We start from the raw sequence: 17848 nt of genomic DNA on the forward strand, positions 1-17848 counted from the left end.
CACGGCACGACCACGCACTCCCCTACGGCCTTCCATGGGCGCCCCGGGCTGCCCTCGGGCGCGACATTGGTGCCGGTTGCTCTTCGAGCCGCTGACCCACGGAGCACAGGAGCCGGACATGGACACACATCCGACCGAGACCGGACAGAGCTGGAAGACGACGGGTACGTCCGTCATCGCACTGGACGACGCGACCTGGGTGTTCGTGCAGGCCAGGCCGGGGCTGCTCACCCTCGCCCGGCGCATCATCGGCAACACTCACGAAGCCGAGGACGTCGTCCAGGAGACCTGGCTGCGGTGGCAGGACGCCGACCGCACAGCCGTCTCCAATCCGCCGGCACTGCTCAGGACGACCACTGTCCGGCTGGCCATCAACGTCGTCCAGTCCGCCTGGAAGCGCCGGGAGTCCTGTGACAGCCCCTCGCTCCCGGAACGGGTGGACCACCACGCGGGCCCCGAAGAGGTGGCCGAGCGACAGGACGCCGTCGAGCGAGCGGTTCTCCTGCTGATGGAGACCCTGACTCCGAGGCAACGCGCCGCATACGTGCTGCGGGAGGGTTTCGGCTGCCCGTACGACCGGATCGCCGAGATCCTGCATCTCAGCGTCGTCAACACGAGGCAGCAGGTTGCACGCGCCCAGCGGCGCCTCAACGGGGACCGCCGCAGGGAGCAGGTCGACTCCGTGGCGCACCGGCGTCTTGTTCAGGCGTTCTTCGCGGCGGCCCAGACCGGGGACCTCGGGCACCTGGAAAGGGTGCTGTCGACCGATGCGGACGGTCGGCGGTGACCGCTGCGGCCGCTGTCAGCGGGTCTGGCCAGGCGGGCGCACGCCGAGGTCATCGGAGTCGTCCTCGGTACCCCGCGCGTCGGAGCGTCCTGCCGCAACGGCACTCAGAAGGCGGCCACGGCCCGGCCGAGGGGCTCAGCTGCAGGGTGCATGCCGGTTCAGTGCGGTTGAAATGACGTTCATGCGCTCGCCGAGGTCCGCGAGTTCCTGGCGCAGTTCCGTGACCCGGCTACTAAGCGCGGCGGCTTCGGCGGTCAGCGACTCGAATGCGGTAGTGAGGTCGACGCGGTCCTCATCGATCAGGGACATCGTGTCTCCATGACTTTGCGTTTGCGCAGCGCGAGCCATTTCCTGGCGGAATGAAGACGGTGGCCCTCTCCTTTCGGTGAGGGCCACCGCGAGAATTCACTTCTGCCGTGCGAGCCAGTCGGCGAACCGGGTCTCCGCGATGTGCGCGTCCGGGCCGGGCAGGAGCGTGTTCTCCAGCAGCGGGGCGCCCCAGTACGTCGCCTGCGGATCCGTGACGATCTTGCGGGGGTCGTTCAGGGCGGTCAGTCCCATGCGGATGAACTCCTCCAGCTGGAACGCCTCGGGACCGGCGACCTCCACCACGCCGCCCACCGGCGCGCCGACCGCGGTGCGGGCGACGGCCGCGGCCACGTCGTCGGAGACGATGGGCTGGATCCTGGCGTCGGGCAGGTGCACGGTGTCACCCTCGGTGACCCCGTCGGCGAGTCCCTTGGCGAACTCGAAGAACTGGGTGGCGTGGACGATGGAGTACGGGTTGCCGGACGTCTTGATCAGGTCTTCCTGGACCAGCTTGGCCCGGAAGTACCCGCTGCCCTGGAGGCGGTCGGTGCCGACCACGGACAGCGCCACGTGATGCGCCACGCCGGCCTGGGTCTCCGCCTTGAGCAGATTGGTCGTCGACGTGCGGAAGAACTCCATGACGGCCTCGTCCTCGAACGAGGGTGAGTTCGACACGTCGACCACCACCGACGCACCCTGCAGGACCTCGGCAAGGCCCTCACCTGTCAGCGTGTTGACGCCGGTGTTGGGCGACGCCGCTACCGCCTCGTGCCCGTGCTCGCTGAGCCCGGCGACCACCTTCGAGCCGATGAGCCCGGTTCCACCGATCACTACGACCTTCATAACGGAATTCCTTTCGAGTTTTTTGATGCCTCTATCAGTAGAGACCGGGCACCGGATCTGTTTGTGACACCTTCTATTCGACGAGTTTGCCCGTGGTCGAGACGTCCTCCATCAGGGCGGAAATCTCGTCGGGGAGGGCAGGAATGCTCTCGCGGGTGACGCCCGTCGTCGGGGACCACACGAGATTCACCTGCAGGGCGGAATCCAGGCCGGGGTAGTCGCTGCGGTTGTGACAGCCACGCGTCTCCCGGCGCTCCAGCGCCGATTCGAGGGTGGCCCGGGCCGCCAGTGCGGCGGACTTGAGGTCGAAGGCGTGCGCGAGGTCCTGGTAGCCGGCGATGTCCGGGTGGATGCCGACGTCCTGCATCCTCTTCTCGATCACCGCGAGGTCCACCAGCCCGGCGCGCAGGCCGTCCTCGTCGCGTACGACTCCGGCGTGCTCGGTCATGGTGTCGCGGATGGCGCGTTGCAGGGCGCGGACGTTCTCAGGTCCGTCCGCCGCGAGCAGTTCGTCGATCTCCGCGCGGGCCTCGGCCTCGGCCGACGCCGACCGCGGCTGCGCCGCCAGGGACTTCGAGTACGCCGCGGCCGCCTGACCGGTGAGGCGGCCGAACACCAGCAGCTCGATGAGGCTGTTGCCGCCCAGGCGGTTGGCGCCGTGCAGCCCGCTCGACGCCTCGCCGATGGCGTACAGGCCTCGTACGTCCGTGCTGTGGTCCTCCGGGCGTACCCACACCCCGCCCATCGAGTAGTGCGCGGTGGGCGCGATCTCGATGGGGTCGCGGGTGATGTCGAGCATCTGCAGGTCCAGCAGGGTCTGGTACACGCGGGGCAGCCGCGTCATGATCGTCTGCCGGGGCAGGTGCGAGACGTCGAGCCACACACCCCCCTTGGGCGTGCCCCGGCCTTCCTTGATCTCCGTGTACGCGGCCAGGGCCACGCGGTCGCGGGTGGACAGCTCCATGCGCTCGGGGTCGTAGCGGGCCATGAAGCGTTCCCCGAGCGCATTGCGCAGGATGCCGCCCTCGCCGCGTGCGGCCTCGCTGACCAGGGTGCCTGCGGCGTTCTCCGGTTCGATGATGCCAGAGGGGTGGAACTGCACCAGCTCGGCGTCGCGCAGCCTGGCCCCGGCCTCCACGGCCAGGCGGAACGAGTCCCCCGTGTTCTCGTCGCGCCGGGAGGAGGTGCGCCGCCAGATACGGGTATGGCCGCCCGCCGCGAGGATCACGGCGTCGGCGTGGATCAGGTAGCGCCTGCCGCTGGTGAGGTCGAAGCCGTACGCCCCGAACACGGCCCCCTCGTGCACCAGCAACCGGGTGATGTACACCCCTTCCAGCACCGGGATGTCGAGCTGCTCTGCGCGCCTGATCAGCGTGCGCTGGATCTCCAGGCCGGTGTAGTCGCCGGCGAAGGCGGTCCTGCGGAACTTGTGCGCACCGAAGAAGCGCTGCGAGATCCGGCCGTCCTCCTCCCGGGCGAAGGCCATGCCGTAGCGCTCCAGGTCCTCGATGCCCCGGGCGGCGCCCTGGGTGACGATCTCCACGGTGCGGGGATCGGCGAGGAGGTAGCTCTCCTTGAGGGTGTCGGCGGCGTGCTGCTGCCAGCTGTCCTCGGGGTCCATGGTGGCCAGCGCGGCGTTGATGCCGCCGGCCGCGAGTGCCGTATGGGCGTCGTCCTTGGGGCGCTTGCCGACGGCGACGACGTCGATGCCGGCCTCGGCCAGTTCGATCGCCGCGCGCAGGCCGGCACCTCCGGTGCCGATCACCAGCACCATGGTGGCAAGACGTTGTTCGGTGACAGCCACGGTCCACTCCGTTCGCTGGGGTCTTCACCCAGTACGACCGGGCAGTCCCGCGATCTGTGACACCACGGCTGCGGCTTCAGGAGGCCAGCGTGATGGTGGTCGGCGTGCCGTGCCAGGCCATCCTCGCGTAGGGGCACAATGCGTCGGCCCGCTGCAGGAGCGGGGTGGCGACCTCGGGGGTGACGCCCGGCCAGCTGACGACCAGGTCGATGTGCAGGACGTATCCGCCGTCCTGCGGACTGCGGCCGAACGCCACGGTCGCCTCGACGGATATCGGGGCGGGGTCGAGCGCGGCCTGTCGTGCGACCAGGCTCAGCGCGCCGTGGAAGCAGGCCGCGAAACCGGCGGCGAACAACTGCTCGGGATTGGTTCCCCGGCCGTCTCCGCCCAATTCGGCGGGCAGGCGCAGGTCGAGGTCGAGGATTCCGTCGTCCGAGCGTGCCTTGCCCGAGGCTCTCCCGTGGGCCGCCGTCCCGCCGGTCACGGTCACCGTCGTGGTGTAGAGGGGAGCGAAGGAGTCCCCGTCGAAGTCCTTCTCGGTGGACAGGTCGGGTGGCTGGATCGGCTCGGTCACCGCGTCACTCCCGCGGTACTGCGACGTGCCGAACCAACTGGGCTGCAAGTCATCGTCAACGCACCTTTGCGTCGTGGCGTCCCCGGATACCGGACGGCCGGATGACTGGAAGACCGGCGAGCACCCGCCCTTGTGACGCGCGCGGCCTCGTTCAGGAGGAGAACGTGGTGTCGCCGTCCTGAGAGGCCACGTAACGTGCCAGTTTCTCCGGATTCATGACCCACATGGCCTGCTCGATGCCGCGCTCGGAGATGTCGAGGGTCAGCAGTGCCACGGGCGTCCCGCCGGTCGAGACGAGGGCGGCCGGCCCGCCGTTGGCCTCGACCCAGTCGATCTCCTTGTCCGGCCAGAAGCGCGGGGCGAAGGCGGCGAGGTACCTGGAGACGTGTTCCACGCCGACGACCGGAATCCGGGTTGCCCCGCGCAGCCCGTTCCCGTCGGTGTAGCTGACCACGTCCTCGGTGAGGATGTCCTCCAGCACGGCCAGGTCGCCGGTCTGTGCCGCGGTGAGGAACACCTCCATCAGCCGTCGGTGCTCGGTGGCGTCGACCGGCTTGCGACGCTCCGAGGAGATGCGCTTGCGCGCGCGGCTCACCAGTTGGCGCGTGTTGGTCTCGCTGGTCTCCAGCATGTCCGCGATCTGCTGGTAGGGGTAGTCGAAGGCTTCCCGCAGCACATAGGCGGCCCGTTCCACGGGGTTCAGTTTCTCCAGGAGGAAGAGGACCGCCAGGTCGAGCGCCTCGGCCCGCTCGGCACCCAACTGCGGATCGGCGCGCGTGTCGATCGGCTCGGGCAGCCAGGGACCGGTGTACGACTCACGCCGCACCCTGGCGGACTGGGCGAGGTTGATCGCCAGCCGGGCGGTGACGGTGGTGAGGAACGCCTTCGGCTCGCGGACCGCGCCACGGTCGGTGTGCTGCCAGCGCAGCCACGCCTCCTGAAGTATGTCCTCGGCCTCCGCGCTGCTGCCGAGCACCCGGTAGGCGATGCCGAAGAGCTGGGGCCGCACCGCCATGAACACCCTCGTCGCCTCGTCGAGGGAGTCCATACCGCCGAGGGGGTATGTGCCGTCCAGGGAGTCCGCGCCGTCCCTCGTACCCATGCGTCCCGCCTTCAGTTCCGACCCGTTCGCGCAAGCGCTTGCCCATGGTACGGCGGGGCGGGTGGGTCAGGACGGGCGGGAGCAGGTCATGGTCGTGCCAGTCGTACGGCCAGTACGGACGGGTCCGGTCGTTCGGGTAGCGCGGTGAAACCTTCCTCCTTCAGTTCCGCGATCATCTCCGCACGGGAGGCCGGCCACATCCAGAACGTCTCGTCGTGCCGGCGCAGCACCCGTCCGTCCCCGCGCACCCAGTAGTCGAAGCGTGCCCGGATCCGGTCCTCGTCGGCCGAGGTCACCATGCGGCCCCCGTACTCATGCCGGCCGACCGTCCGGGCCGGCAGCAGATGGGTGGTCCGGTGAGAGGGCAGGCGAGCCGGTGGGAGCTGGACGAGCAGCACCCCGGTGGGCACGAGCGCCTCGGCGACGGCCGGCCACAGTGCCCGGCGCGACGCCGGGTGCAGACAGGCCACGGTGTTGTGGCACACGGCCACGTCCGCGACCCCGTGCAGCCCCGCCTCGTCGAGCGCGTGCGGGTGCACGGTCACCCGCGCCGTGAGCTCCGCGCCCAGGGACGCAAGACGCGTCATCAGCGGGGTGCGCATGGACCGGGCGGGCTCCACCGCGTGCACGGGGACCTGCGACTCCAGGAGGCTCATCAGCGTGACACGCCCGGTGCCCGCGCCGACGTCCAGCACACCCACCCGGGCCCTGCGGATGTCGTCCCGGTAGAGCGAGCGCACCCGGACCTCGTCCCGCTCCGCCTGCAGAACGTCGTAGAACTCCGCACTGACCGCATAGGCGTCCCACCGCTCCCGTCCGGGAGCACCGGCCGACGACGGCTTCACGACGGTCACCCGCGCCATCCGTACCGCTCGCGTGCCTGCCCGACCGCCTCCGAGCCGACCGCGCCCGCGCGCGCCAGCCGGTCCAGGGCGGCGACGACGATCGACTCGGCGTCCACGCGGAAGTAGCGCCGCACGGCGTCCCGGGTGTCCGACAGCCCGAACCCGTCCGTGCCCAGCGACGAGTAGTCGTGACCGACCCACTGGCTGATCTGGTCGGGCACCTGCCGCATCCAGTCGCTGACCGCCAGCACCGGTCCGGGCGCGTCCGCCAGCGCCGACGTCACATAGGGGACGCGCTCCTCGCCCCGCAGCAGCGCGCGGTCGGCGTCCAGCGCGTCGCGGCGCAGTTCCGTCCAGGAGGTCACCGACCAGACGTCGGCGTGGACGCCCCACTGGGACAGCAGCAACTCCTGGGCGTTCAGCGCCCAGTGGATGGCCGTACCGGAGGCCAGCAACTGGATCCGTGGCGCTGTTCCGGCGGGCTCGGCCTGCCGGAACAGGTAGATGCCCCGCACGATGCCCTCTTCGACGCCGGGCCCGGCGGGCATCGCCGGCTGTTCCTTGGGTTCGTTGTAGACCGTCAGGTAGTAGAAGACGTCCTCGGGCCGGTCACCGTACATACGGCGCAGCCCCTCCCGCACGATCACCGCGATCTCGTACGCGAACGCCGGGTCGTAGGACACGGCGGCGGGGTTCGTGGAGGCCAGCAAGTGAGAGTGCCCGTCGGCGTGTTGGAGCCCCTCCCCCGTCATGGTCGTACGGCCCGCCGTCGCGCCGATGACGAACCCGCGCCCCATCTGGTCGGCGAGCGCCCAGAACTGGTCGCCGGTGCGCTGGAAACCGAACATGGCGTAGAAGATGTAGAACGGGATCATGGGCTCGCCGTGGGTGGCGTACGAGGTCGCCGCGGCGGTGAACTCGGCCATGGAACCGGCTTCGGTGATGCCTTCGTCGATCAACTGGCCGTTCCTGGCCTCCCGGTAGTAGAGCAGCTGGTCCGCGTCCACCGGTTCATAGGTCTGGCCGTCCGCCGAGTAGATCCCGGCCGTCGGGAACAGGGACTCCATGCCGAACGTGCGGGCCTCGTCCGGGATGATCGGCACCCAGCGCGGTCCCGTCTCCTGGTCGCGCATCAGGTCCTTGACCAGACGGACCAGGGCCATGGTGGTGGCCACCTCCTGATGGCCGAAACCCTTCTCCAGGGCTTCGAAGGGGCGGGCCGGCGGCTGCTTCAGCGGCTTGGCCACCACCCTGCGCACCGGGGCCGGGCCGCCCAGCGCCGCCCGCCGCTCACGCAGGTACCGCACCTCTTCCGAGTTCTCCCCCGGGTGCCAGTACGGCACCAGATCGCCGCTCAACGCGCTGTCGGGAATGGGGAGTTCGAGCAGGTCACGCATCTCGCGGAACTGCGCCATGGTCAGCTTCTTCATCTGGTGGTTGGCGTTGCGCGACTCGAAGGCCGAGCCGAGCGTGTGCCCCTTCACCGTCTGGGCCAGAACGACCGTCGGCGCGCCCCGGTGCTCGACGGCGGCCCGGTAGGCGGCGTAGACCTTGAGCGGTTCGTGCCCGCCACGGGAGTTCTCGAACAGCTCGGTCAGCCGGCTGTCGCTCAGCCCGGCGGCGAGACCGGAGAGCGCCTCGCCCGTGAAGAAGTGTTCGCGGATGTACGTGGCATCCCGGGCGGCGTACGTCTGCAGCTGGGCGTCGGGCACCTCGCCGAGGCGGTGGACCAGAGCGCCTGTGGTGTCCTGTCTCAGGACGGGGTCCCAGGCCTCACCCCAGAGGGACTTGACCACGTTCCAGCCCGCACCGCGGAACCTGGCCTCGAGCTCCTGCACGATCTTGGAATTCGGCCGCACGGGCCCGTCCAGACGCTGCAGGTTGCAGTTCACGACGAAGGTGAGGTTGTCGAGACGTTCACGGGCGGCGAGCGCCAGCGCAGCCGTCGATTCCGGCTCGTCCGTCTCGCCGTCCCCGATGAAGGCCCACACGCGCGACGCGGAGGTGTCCTTGATGCCCCGGGCGTGCAGGTAGCGGTTGAACCGGGCCTGGTACACGGCGGCGAGCGGACCGAGGCCCATGGACACGGTCGGGAACTCCCACAGCCACGGCAGCCGTCGTGGGTGCGGATAGGACGGCAGTCCATGGCCGTCGACCTCCCGCCGGAAACCGTCCAACTGCGCCTCGCTCAGGCGCCCTTCGAGAAACACGCGGGCGTAGATGCCGGGCGAGGCATGCCCCTGGAAGTACAGCTGATCGCCCGACCCGGCCCCGTCCTTGCCCTGGAAGAAGTGGTGGAACCCGACCTCGTACAGCCAGGCCGCCGAAGCGTAGGTGGAGATGTGGCCGCCGAGCCCGAAGCGGGAGCCGCGGGTCACCATCGCCGCCGCGTTCCACCGGTTCAGGGCGGTGATCCTGGACTCCATGGCGAGGTCACCGGGAAAGGCCGGCTGCGCCGACGCCGGGATCGTGTTGATGTAGTCGGAGGTCAGGAGGGCGGGCAGGGACACACCGGACCGGTCCGCGAACTCGTGCACCCGTCGCAGCAGATACTCGGCCCGCTCCGGCCCCGCGTTCCGCACGACCGCGTCGAGAGAGGCCTGCCATTCGGCGGTCTCCTCGGTGTCCTGGTCGGGTAGTTGGTCGAGCTCACTCATTGCAGTTTCCTGTCAGCGCGTGGTGTGGGGAGACGGTGGGTGCCGACGACGTCATCGCCGCGCGATCCACTCGGAGAAGGTTTCGTGCCCCAAGTGGGCGTCGGTCCCGGGCAGCAGCGCCCGCTGTCCGAGCACCGCCCCGAAGAACGGGGTGTGGGCGTCGGAGACCACGTTCCGCAGGTAGCCGCGCGCGGCCAGCAGCTTCGCGGTGAGGTCGTCGAGGCGGTGCTCCTCCGGACCGGCGACCTCCAGGACGCCGAACAGCGGTGCGCCCACCGCGACATCAGCGACCGCGGCGGCGACGTCGTCCGTCGACACGGGACGGATCAGGACGGGCGCGACATGGACGACGTCTCCGTACGTCGCCGCGCGCGACATGTACTCCACCGACTCGAAGAACGGCGTGGCTCGCACGATGGAGTAGGGCATCGGCGAGCGCCGCACCTGCTCCTCCTGCAGCGCCTTGGCTCGGAAGTAACCCGCCCGCAGCTGTTCGGCCCCCACGATGGAAAGGATCACGTGATGTCCGGCGCCCGCCTTCGCCGCGGCCTCCAGCAGGTTGTGGGTCGCCGTGCCGAAGAACTCCAGGCTCTCCAGCTCCCCGCGGGAGGGCGTGTCGGTGACGTCCACCACCACATCGGCGCCGCGCATGGCCTCGTCGAGGCCCTTGCCGGTCGTGACGTCGACGCCCTCACCGCGAGACAGGCGCACGACCTCCACGCCGTGGTCCCGAAGCCTGGCGACCGTCCTGGAACCGATCAGACCGGTGGCTCCTGCTACAACGACTCGCATTCCCGGGCCCCTTTCCGTCGAGGGGTCGGTGACCCCGCTGATGCCTTCGTGAGGCGGCGGTGATGTCGGTCCCTCACAACATCTAGGACAGGACTCAAACCAATGTTGTGACACCGGTGTGGCCGTGAGTGTCACAGATCCGTCCGGAGCCCGGTCATCACTGGAGAAGGCCATGGCAGCCATGGCCCGGTGAACCCAGGCGGATCCAAGGGAGGCTGACACATGTCGGACAAGGACTCAGCGCAGGAGACCGGAGCGCGGACCGAGTCGGAAGGATGGAAGACGGCGGCGACGATGCTGCAGGACACCGATCCGCTCACGGTCGCGGAAGGCGCGTCAGGGATGACCATCTTCGTCGAGTGGGAGCCCGGGGACCCGGGAACCCCGCCGCACCGCCACCCGGGACCGGCGTTCGGCTACGTCCTCGAGGGCGCCGTCCGCTTCGAACTCGAGGGTGAGCCGGAGCGTGTGATCGAGGCGGGCGGGACGTTCTGGGAACCGGGTGGCGACGCGATCCACTACCAGGACGGCAACGCGCTGTCCGACGCGCGCACCCGGTTCGTCGTGACCATGCTGTGCGCGCCGGGCAAGCCCATGGTGCAACTGGTCGAGAAGGAGGAACTGGCCCAGCGGGCCCACCTCCGCGCCCCACGGCCCACCGACTGACCGTGCTCTGCCCGCCCCGTACAAGGCGGTTACGCAGGGACCCGTCCGCTCCGTGGGAGGGCCTGGTGAGGCATGGGCGCCGCTGATGCCGTGCGCGGCATGCTGACAGCGCTGTTCGCGGCCGCGGCCGTTTACACGTTGCGGCAGGCCGTGCTGACACGGGGCTCCGGATGGCGCGGCCGAGGCGACAGTCTCCTGCACACCGTCATGGCGTCGGCCATGGCTGTGATGCCGTGGCACCTGATCGACGATGGGCCGCCACCGGGACGGACGGCCTTCTTCTTCGCCGCCGCGGCATTGTGGTTCCCGTTGACCGCGGTCCTCGGCCTCCGTGGCCCCAGATTGTCCGGCCTCGTACACAGGTCGCCCCACGCGGTCGGCATGCTCGCCATGGCATGGATGCCGGTGCGGCACGGCGGCGTCACGGACGCTCACACCGGCGAGATGGTCACCGGCGTACTGACGCTCTGTCTGCTGGCCTACGCTCTGCGGTCGCTGACCCGGGACATGCCGGCGCTGCTCGGAACTCCGGGCAGCGCGGGCATGTCCACCGACCTCGGTGGTCCCTGCGACCGCTTCTGGCAGGGATCGACGGCCCTGGGCACGGCCGTCATGCTGCTCAGCCACCACTGACACCGGGCTCCGGGATGTGCGCGATGTCGGTGACCAACGGTGTCATACATCTTGTGGCAGCCCGGTCCTGATGGGAGAAGTCCGATTCGGTGTCCGTGGCGAGAAAGGTGAACCATGAGGGGAAACCCCACCGCAGTGGGTCTGCACACCCTTCCCCGTCCCGTGGCCGTGGTGGTGGGCGCCGGTGGCGTGCTCGGAGCGGCGCACATCGGTGTCGGCTACGCGCTGGAGCGCCACGGATTCGCCCCGGACATGATCATCGGGACCTCGGTGGGTGCCCTCAACGGGGCCATCGCGGCCGCCCACCCCCAACGGGCCGCACCGTGGCTGGACCATGTGTGGACCCAATTGCGACGCCGCGACGTGTATCCACTCGGCTACCTGTCCTCACGGAGCAGCGTCTTCACCGATCGCGGCCTGCGCCGGCTGATCGCCCGGGCCGGGCTGCCCTCGCGGATCGAGGAACTGGAGGTCCCCTTCGCCGCGGTGGCCACGGATCTGATCAGCGGTGATCCGGTGCTGCTCGACCGGGGGGACCTGGAGTCCGCGCTGCTGGCCAGCGCAGCCATTCCCGGGATGCTGCCTCCGGTGGATCGTGCCGGGCGAACCCTCGTCGACGGCGGGCTGATCGCCTATGTCCCGGTACTGGCGGCCCTACAGGCCGGGGCGGCCAGCGTGGTCGTGGTGGCGACCGGGCCGGAGAGCTCGCCGTTGCGCCCCACCATTCCGCGCCGACGTGCCAGTGCGATCGCCGCCAGGGCCGGGCTGCTGCTGTTGCACCATCAGATCGAGCGAGACCTGCGCGAGGTGTCCCGGTACATCCCGACCGTCGTGCTGCCGACCGGCATCGAAGCCTGGCCCGCACCGTGGGACTTCGGCCAGTCCCAACGGCTGATCAGCACCGCGTGCCGCACAGCCGAGCAATTTTTGGACGGGCTGCGCATCAGCGGGCCGGGGCTGTATCGGGCCGACGACTCCTCGGCGGCACCGCGCGGCCCGGACGAAACAACAATTTCTTCGACAGCGGAGGTCGGCCTGTGAGCACCATCGCGTTCCTCGGTATCGGCATGCACGGCCACGTCAACCCGACGCTGCCGATCGTGGCCGAGCTGGTCCGGCGCGGCCACACCGTCACGTATCACACCTCGCCCGCGTTCCGTGAGGAGATCGAGGCGACCGGCGCGAGCGTGTACCTGTACCCCGGGGGCGACCAGCCGCTCCCCGATCCGCCGACACCGGTCTCGTGGATGGAGTCACTCGCGAGCACGGCCGTCGACTTGCTGCCCGCCGTGCTCACCGACCTGCGCCGCGAGCGACCCGATCTGATCGTCCACGACAGCGCCTGTCTGTGGGGAGCTGTGGCCGCCCGTGAGCTCGGGGTACCGGCAGCCTCCTCGTTCACCACCTTCGCCCTCAACCGGCATGTCCCCAGCCCCACCCGCGGCTCCCTCGACCTGCTGACCGCGGCGACGGCTCAACCCCGCAGTGTCCGGGGCTACCTGCGATCCCGCTGGGCACTGCACCGCCGCTTCGACGCGCGTGGGCTGCCCCTGCTCGACGTGGCGAACGTCCGCCAGCCGCTCAACCTGGTCTACACCTCACGGACGTTCCAGCCTGCCGTCGAGAGCTTCGACCAGTCCTACCGGTTCGTCGGCCCATGCATCGGCGCCCGGCCGGCCGACCCGTCGTTCCCGGCCGACCAACTGCGGGACCCGGTGCTGTTCGCCTCACTGGGCACGGTGTTCAACGCCGACCCCCAGTTGCTGCGCAGCCTGGCCACCGAGCTCGCCCCGCTGGGCGGCACCGTGATCGTCTCCACCGGGCAGACCGACCCCGAGGCACTGGGGCCGTTGCCGGCCAACGTGCTCGCTCGCCGATTCGTGCCGCAACCGGAGGTGCTGGCCCGTGCGGCGCTGTTCGTCACCCATGGCGGGATGAACAGCGTCAACGAGGCCATGTACGCCGGGGTTCCGCTGCTGGTGGTCCCTCAGGGTGCCGATCAGCCGATGGTGGCCCGGCGTGTCGTCGAGCTCGGCGCCGGCCTGTCGATCCGTACCCAGGACGTCGCCAGGGGCTCGGTGAACATCCTCGCCGAGTTGTTGCTCCACGATCCCCGGTTCCGGGCAGCCGCGCGTACCCTGCGGGTCGCCCAGCGCGAAGCGGGGGGATATCGGCGCGCCGCCGACGAACTCGAGCGGTACCTGCATACCACCGGCTCGGCCGGTCAGTCGTCTCCGCCGGTCCGGCACAGCGAGGTCGAGTGATGTCCCCCGCCGTCGTTGTCCTGCTGGTGTTCGCCGGGCTGTCGGAGGCCGCCGGGCGCATCCTGCCTCTCGTAGCGCGCCGGCCTGGTATGCCGCGGACTCTCGTGGCCGCGTTGCTGCTGCCCGCCGGCCTGGTCGAGGGTTTGGTGTTCGCCCTGTGGCCGCTGAGCGCGTGGACCATGGCCGAGTTGGTGGTGTCCTCTCCGTCGCCAGGAACCGGCCTGGCATGGACACCAGGCGTGGTCGCCCCGCTGGTGCTCGCCGCCGTCCTCGCCTTTCCGTTGCTCGGCCCTCTGCTCCATCTGGTGCTCTTTGTGGGGGTCGGGACCGGTCTGGTCGGTCCGCTCGCCGCGGCAAGCGGGCTGGACTGGTGGAGCGCCGCCGGTTGCGTCGCCGTCGCCGGGACAGGTCTCGCTCTCGCGGTGGAGACCGTCCGGCGTCTTGTCGTGAGGATCAGCGCCACCAGCGCAGAAGAGTCGATCGCATGAACGACTTCTTGCTCTGGGCCTGTGTGGTCGGTCCTGCCCTGCTGGCCGAAGCCCTGCTGGCCCGCTACGAGGTTCTGGCCTACGGTGCCGGCTGGCGGGCCCCTGTCACCGAGCTCCCGGAAGGCGTCCCCTACGCCCGGGGTGCGGCCCCCGACAGTCCCCCGGGTGCCTACCTGGTCTACCTCGACGGCATCGGCAAACGCCGCGTCCGTGACAGCCGGGACGGCGGCCAGCTGGTCGAGGCCCTGATCACCGGAGCGCCGGAGCTGCGAGTGCTGGGACAGGTACAACCCTATTCACCACTGGCCGACCCGCTTGCCGACCGGCCGGTGTGGGCGTGGCTGCGACGCCGCATCGGGCTGCTGCTGTTCCTCCACAACGTCATGCAGACCTTCGTCGCCGCCGATCGCCGCTACCGGCCCCTGTACAACCGGGCCGTCGGCTCCCAGATCGCCACTCAGCTCCGGCTCGCCGGCTACCAGCCCGACAGCGGCATGCCCGTGGTACTGCTCAGTTACAGCGGCGGCGCCCAGGTCGCCACCGGCGCGGTCGACGAGCTGTACACGCGGCTTCGCTGCCCACTCCTGCTGATCACGCTCGGCGGGTTCCACAACGGAGCCGGCGACCTCACCCATGCCGAGCACCTGCATCAGCTCACCAGCGCGAACGACCGGATCGAGCAGCTCGGTGCCTGGATCTTCCCCCAACGCCGACGGCTCTTCCGTCGTAGCGGATGGAACCGGGCCGTTCGGGCCGGGAAGATCACCGTGCATCGGCTCGACCCGGCCACGCACTTCGGTTCGCGGAGCTACATCAGCCCAACGGCTCTGCTGCCCGATGGCCGCAGCCACCTCGACCGCACCGCCGACACCGTGATCGCGATCATCCGCGCCCACCACAGCGCGACCATCGCGCAAGGCGAACCGTTGCCATGAGGACCCGGACCAGAGCTCGTCGGAGTCGGCCTACGAGCGGCTGCTCATGGCGCCTTCGACGTGACCGCCTCCGCAGCCGCACGCCCCTCCGCGAGGGCGTGCGCGATGCGGCGCGGTACGACGCAGTCGCCGATCGCGCGGACGGTCTGGCCGTCGGCCTCGGTGAAGTCAGGGCGTCGTGGGCGGCGTTCGCCGACGGTCACCAGGAGGTCGGTGGCGAGGAACGTCTCGTGGCCGTCCATGACGTTGCGCAGGCGCAGTTCGCCGGCCGTCGTGGCCGTCACCGTGTTCATCGCGGCGATGCGGAGCGGCGACCCGGCCAGGCGGTTCATCAGCTGGGTGCGGTTCTCCGGTGAGAGGCCCGTCGCGAACCCCGTGCCGGGGGTGACGACCGTGACCTCACTGGCGCCCGCCGCCAGCGCGCTCTCGACGGCGCTGATGCCCTGCCACCAGCCGAAGCCGTCGTCCAGGACGGCCACCCTGGGCGCGCGCGGCACGAGGTCGGCGTACTGGGTGAGGAAGGCCGTGCTGGTGAGCGTACGCAGCTCCCCCGGCACTGGGACGACCGTCTCCTCGGCGCCGGTGGCGAGCACGACCTGGGCGTACTCGGCCAGTTGGGCCGAGGTCACGGACGTACCGAGCAGCACGCGCACGCCGAGGTCGGTGAGCTGGTCGCGCTGGTAGGCGACGAGCTTCTGCCAGCCGGAGCGGTGCGCGGCGCGGGCGGCGAGACGCGCCTGGCCGCCGGTCTCCCGGGCGCTGTCGAAGACGACGACCTCGGCACCGGTACGGGAGAGGGCCATGGCGCACTCCATGCCCGCGGGGCCCGCGCCGAGGACGGCGACGGGTCCGGGGCGGGAGGCGCGCCGGGTGAGCAGCAGCGGTACGGCCGGGCGGGAGGTGGCTCCCGGTGGGCCGAGTTCCGGGTTCACCGAGCAGGATCCGGTGGGCTCGAAGGTCCGGCAGCCTTCGTTGCAGCCCGTGCAGGGGCGTACGGAGCGCTCGTCGCCCGCGATCACTTTGCGGGGGAAGTCCGGGTCCGCCATGAAGGGCCGGGCCATGCCCACCAGGTCGGCCCCCGAGCCCAGGGCCCGCTCGATGTCGGCCACCGACCGGAACCCCTGGCTGACCAGCAACGGCACTGGCACCGCCGCACGCAGCCGGGCCACCGACTTCAGCAGGGGCGGGCGGGTGGTGGCCATGCCGGGGACGTAGGTGTTGCGGACGCCGGTGGTGACGTTGGCGTAGTCGAAGGGTGATGCCTCGTACAGGTGCGGAAGCAGCTCGGTCAGGTCGTCCAGGCCGAGCCCGGAGTTGGCACCGGGTTCCACCGATACCCGTACGCCGATGGGGAGTCGGCCGATCTCCGTGCGGATGGCGTCGATCACCTGCGCGAGCAGGGCGATACGGTCGCCGTACTCGTCGTCGCGGGTGTTGTTGACGCGGGAGAGGAACTGGGCGAGCAAGTAGCCGTGGCCGGCGTGCAGTTCGACGCCGTGGAAGCCGGCCTGCACGCTGTTCGCCGCCGAGACGCGGAAGGCGTCGACGACTCGGCGCACTTCCTCCGTGCTCAGCGGGTGGGGCGCGGTCGCCTCGCGCGGGGAGCGGACGGCGGCGGCGGAGACGGGGGGATAGTAGGTGCCCGCGCCGAGGGTCTCGCGGCCCAAGTGGACGAGCTGCGCGATGGCGACGGCGCCGCCTTCGGTGATGGCCTCGGCCCGGCGGCGTACGGCGTCCTTGATCTCGGGGTGCCATGCCTCGGTCAGGTAGCGCTGGGGCAGGGTGGACTCGGGGGCCACGGCGGTGCCTCCGGTGATCACCATCCCGGCGCCGCCCCTCGCGAGGCGGCGCCAGTAGGCCGCGTCGGCGTCGGTGGGGGCGCCGTCGGCGACGGCGGCGGTGGCGTGGGCGGTGGCGACCAGGCGGTTGCGCAGGGTGAGATCACCGAGGGTGAACGGCGTGGCGAGGGTGAGGTCGGTGCTCGGCGTCATGGGGTTCTCCGTGCCGCTCAGGCCGCGGATCGCGTGGTGAGGCCGACGAGTTCGGCGAGCCGGGTGCGGTGCTGGTCCGTGGTGCCGAACAGCACTTCGCTGCTGCGTGCCCTGCGCACGTACAGGTGTGCCGGGTGCTCCCAGGTGAAGCCGATCCCGCCGTGCAGCTGGACGTATTCGGCCGTGGCCAGGCGGTAGGTCTCGGAGCAGACCGCGGCGGCGGCGCTGGCGGCCACCGGCAGTTGCGGTGACGCGAGGGCCACGCAGGCGGTCGCGTACGCGGATGCCGAGCGTGCCGCCTCCAGTGCGACCAGCACGTCGGCCAGCCGGTGCTTGACCGCCTGGAAGGAGCCGATGGGGCGCCCGAACTGCTCGCGCCGGGCGACGAATTCGACCGTGGCGTCCAGCGCGTGGCCGCTGCCACCGACCTGCTCGGCGGCGAGCGCGGCCCGCCCGGCGTCGAGGGCCGCCGTCACCTTGCCCGACTCGCCCACGGGTGTGGCCGGTGCGCCACGGAACTCCACCAGCGCCTGGCGGCGTGTCTCGTCCAGGACACGGCGAGGTGTGCGCGGGCAGGTGTCCTCGGCCGGCTCGCAGGCGAACAGCCGGGTGCCCTCGGGGGTTTGGGCGCGGACCACGATCAGGCCCGCGCCGGCACCGTCCAGGACGAAGTCGGCCGTGCCGCGCAGCACCCACCCCGGGCCGCTCCGCTCTGCGCCGACGCCAGGCCCGTCCTCGTCGAACCCGGCCACCGTCGCGGTGAGCGTGCCGTTCGCGATCCGCGGCAGATAGCGCTCGCACGCCTGCTGGTCCCCGCTGTTCAGCAGGGCGTGCGCGGCGAGGACCACGGTGGGCAGCAGCGGTCCGCAGTACAGCGCTCGCCCGGCCTCCTCCAGGGCGACGGCGAGTTCGGCGAAGGTGTAGCCCGAACCGCCGTACTCCTCGGGAATCGCCAGCCCGTGCACTCCGATCTCGCCCGCGAGCCGCGCCCACAGCGTCTCGTCGTGTCCGCGGGGGGTGGCCAGGTGCTTGCGGACGTTCTCGGGCCCGCTGTCCTCGGTGAAGAAGTCCCGTAGAACCGTGCGCAGTTCACGCTGTTCCTCGGTCTCGGACAGCAGCTGGGGGTCGATGTCGGGGTGACGGTGGTACATGACGTCT

At 70.5% G+C, this 17848-nt stretch carries 17 protein-coding genes; 7 read left to right on the forward strand and 10 right to left on the reverse strand.

What is annotated here, in order from left to right:
* Positions 1-118 precede the first annotated feature (118 nt).
* Positions 119-787, forward strand: coding sequence for a sigma-70 family RNA polymerase sigma factor (locus tag BFN33_RS23360; RefSeq protein WP_069762064.1), 669 nt, complete (start codon positions 119-121; stop codon positions 785-787).
* Between the two features lie 135 nt (positions 788-922).
* Here the strand turns inward: BFN33_RS23360 and BFN33_RS53240 are convergent, their stop codons facing one another.
* The 8 genes from BFN33_RS53240 to BFN33_RS23395 all read right to left on the reverse strand — a co-directional run bounded on the left by BFN33_RS53240 (position 923) and on the right by BFN33_RS23395 (position 9713).
* The gene (locus BFN33_RS53240; RefSeq protein WP_176742454.1) at positions 923-1096 is read right to left on the reverse strand and encodes a hypothetical protein; all 174 of its coding nucleotides are present in this window, start codon (positions 1094-1096) and stop codon (positions 923-925) included.
* Positions 1097-1192: 96 nt separating this feature from the next.
* Positions 1193-1939: an SDR family oxidoreductase gene (locus tag BFN33_RS23365; RefSeq protein ID WP_069762065.1), complete on the reverse strand. Its 747-nt coding sequence runs from the start codon at positions 1937-1939 to the stop codon at positions 1193-1195.
* 73 nt (positions 1940-2012) lie between these two features.
* A complete protein-coding gene (locus BFN33_RS23370; RefSeq protein ID WP_069762268.1) occupies positions 2013-3713 on the reverse strand; it encodes an L-aspartate oxidase in 1701 nt (566 codons plus the stop codon).
* 106 nt (positions 3714-3819) lie between these two features.
* A complete protein-coding gene (locus tag BFN33_RS23375; protein WP_069762066.1) occupies positions 3820-4317 on the reverse strand; it encodes an Ohr family peroxiredoxin in 498 nt (165 codons plus the stop codon).
* A 151-nt stretch (positions 4318-4468) separates the two neighbouring features.
* Complete coding sequence (locus tag BFN33_RS23380; RefSeq protein WP_256122844.1) at positions 4469-5419, reverse strand: RNA polymerase sigma-70 factor; 951 nt, start codon at positions 5417-5419, stop codon at positions 4469-4471.
* An 86-nt stretch (positions 5420-5505) separates the two neighbouring features.
* Positions 5506-6273, reverse strand: a complete 768-nt coding sequence (locus BFN33_RS23385) for a methyltransferase (RefSeq protein WP_256122845.1) — start codon at positions 6271-6273, stop codon at positions 5506-5508.
* A complete protein-coding gene (gene aceE, locus BFN33_RS23390) occupies positions 6270-8921 on the reverse strand; it encodes a pyruvate dehydrogenase (acetyl-transferring), homodimeric type (RefSeq protein ID WP_069762068.1) in 2652 nt (883 codons plus the stop codon). The genes BFN33_RS23385 and aceE overlap by 4 nt, the downstream gene beginning before the upstream one ends.
* A gap of 51 nt (positions 8922-8972) precedes the next feature.
* Positions 8973-9713 (reverse strand): SDR family oxidoreductase, encoded by a 741-nt coding sequence (locus BFN33_RS23395; protein ID WP_069762069.1) that lies wholly within the window; start codon positions 9711-9713, stop codon positions 8973-8975.
* A 222-nt stretch (positions 9714-9935) separates the two neighbouring features.
* Between BFN33_RS23395 and BFN33_RS23400 the strand changes: the two genes are divergently transcribed.
* The 6 genes from BFN33_RS23400 to BFN33_RS23425 all read left to right on the forward strand — a co-directional run bounded on the left by BFN33_RS23400 (position 9936) and on the right by BFN33_RS23425 (position 14699).
* On the forward strand, positions 9936-10379 hold the full coding sequence (locus BFN33_RS23400) for a cupin domain-containing protein (protein ID WP_069762070.1): 444 nt from the start codon (positions 9936-9938) through the stop codon (positions 10377-10379).
* Positions 10380-10451: 72 nt separating this feature from the next.
* Positions 10452-11012, forward strand: coding sequence for a DUF5134 domain-containing protein (locus BFN33_RS23405; RefSeq protein ID WP_069762071.1), 561 nt, complete (start codon positions 10452-10454; stop codon positions 11010-11012).
* 114 nt (positions 11013-11126) lie between these two features.
* Positions 11127-12053: a patatin-like phospholipase family protein gene (locus tag BFN33_RS23410; protein WP_069762072.1), complete on the forward strand. Its 927-nt coding sequence runs from the start codon at positions 11127-11129 to the stop codon at positions 12051-12053.
* Entirely contained in the window at positions 12050-13276 is a 1227-nt protein-coding gene (locus tag BFN33_RS23415; RefSeq protein ID WP_069762073.1) for a macrolide family glycosyltransferase, read from the forward strand. Before BFN33_RS23410 ends, BFN33_RS23415 begins: the two co-directional genes overlap by 4 nt.
* Positions 13276-13764, forward strand: a complete 489-nt coding sequence (locus BFN33_RS23420) for a hypothetical protein (RefSeq protein ID WP_069762270.1) — start codon at positions 13276-13278, stop codon at positions 13762-13764. Before BFN33_RS23415 ends, BFN33_RS23420 begins: the two co-directional genes overlap by 1 nt.
* A complete protein-coding gene (locus BFN33_RS23425; protein WP_069762074.1) occupies positions 13761-14699 on the forward strand; it encodes a hypothetical protein in 939 nt (312 codons plus the stop codon). The genes BFN33_RS23420 and BFN33_RS23425 overlap by 4 nt, the downstream gene beginning before the upstream one ends.
* 44 nt (positions 14700-14743) lie before the next feature.
* On the opposite strand, the gene BFN33_RS23430 is transcribed toward BFN33_RS23425, so the two are convergent.
* Entirely contained in the window at positions 14744-16690 is a 1947-nt protein-coding gene (locus BFN33_RS23430) for an FAD-dependent oxidoreductase (protein WP_069762075.1), read from the reverse strand.
* A gap of 17 nt (positions 16691-16707) precedes the next feature.
* Entirely contained in the window at positions 16708-17841 is a 1134-nt protein-coding gene (locus tag BFN33_RS23435; protein ID WP_069762076.1) for an acyl-CoA dehydrogenase family protein, read from the reverse strand.
* Positions 17842-17848: the final 7 nt, after the last annotated feature.

It is taken from the genome of Streptomyces sp. LUP47B, from assembly GCF_001746295.1.
Taxonomy (GTDB): Bacteria; Actinomycetota; Actinomycetes; order Streptomycetales; family Streptomycetaceae; genus Streptomyces.

Bases quoted from the DNA above. Each gene is read 5' to 3' on its own strand.
- BFN33_RS23360 (WP_069762064.1), top strand. From the start codon at position 119: ATGGACACACATCCGACCGAGACCGGACAGAGCTGGAAGACGACGGGT.
- BFN33_RS53240 (WP_176742454.1), bottom strand. From the start codon at position 1,096: ATGTCCCTGATCGATGAGGACCGCGTCGACCTCACTACCGCATTCGAG.
- BFN33_RS23365 (WP_069762065.1), bottom strand. From the start codon at position 1,939: ATGAAGGTCGTAGTGATCGGTGGAACCGGGCTCATCGGCTCGAAGGTG.
- BFN33_RS23370 (WP_069762268.1), bottom strand. From the start codon at position 3,713: ATGGTGCTGGTGATCGGCACCGGAGGTGCCGGCCTGCGCGCGGCGATC.
- BFN33_RS23380 (WP_256122844.1), bottom strand. From the start codon at position 5,419: ATGGGTACGAGGGACGGCGCGGACTCCCTGGACGGCACATACCCCCTC.
- aceE (WP_069762068.1), bottom strand. From the start codon at position 8,921: ATGAGTGAGCTCGACCAACTACCCGACCAGGACACCGAGGAGACCGCC.
- BFN33_RS23395 (WP_069762069.1), bottom strand. From the start codon at position 9,713: ATGCGAGTCGTTGTAGCAGGAGCCACCGGTCTGATCGGTTCCAGGACG.
- BFN33_RS23400 (WP_069762070.1), top strand. From the start codon at position 9,936: ATGTCGGACAAGGACTCAGCGCAGGAGACCGGAGCGCGGACCGAGTCG.
- BFN33_RS23405 (WP_069762071.1), top strand. From the start codon at position 10,452: ATGGGCGCCGCTGATGCCGTGCGCGGCATGCTGACAGCGCTGTTCGCG.
- BFN33_RS23410 (WP_069762072.1), top strand. From the start codon at position 11,127: ATGAGGGGAAACCCCACCGCAGTGGGTCTGCACACCCTTCCCCGTCCC.
- BFN33_RS23420 (WP_069762270.1), top strand. From the start codon at position 13,276: ATGTCCCCCGCCGTCGTTGTCCTGCTGGTGTTCGCCGGGCTGTCGGAG.
- BFN33_RS23425 (WP_069762074.1), top strand. From the start codon at position 13,761: ATGAACGACTTCTTGCTCTGGGCCTGTGTGGTCGGTCCTGCCCTGCTG.
- BFN33_RS23430 (WP_069762075.1), bottom strand. From the start codon at position 16,690: ATGACGCCGAGCACCGACCTCACCCTCGCCACGCCGTTCACCCTCGGT.
- BFN33_RS23435 (WP_069762076.1), bottom strand. From the start codon at position 17,841: ATGTACCACCGTCACCCCGACATCGACCCCCAGCTGCTGTCCGAGACC.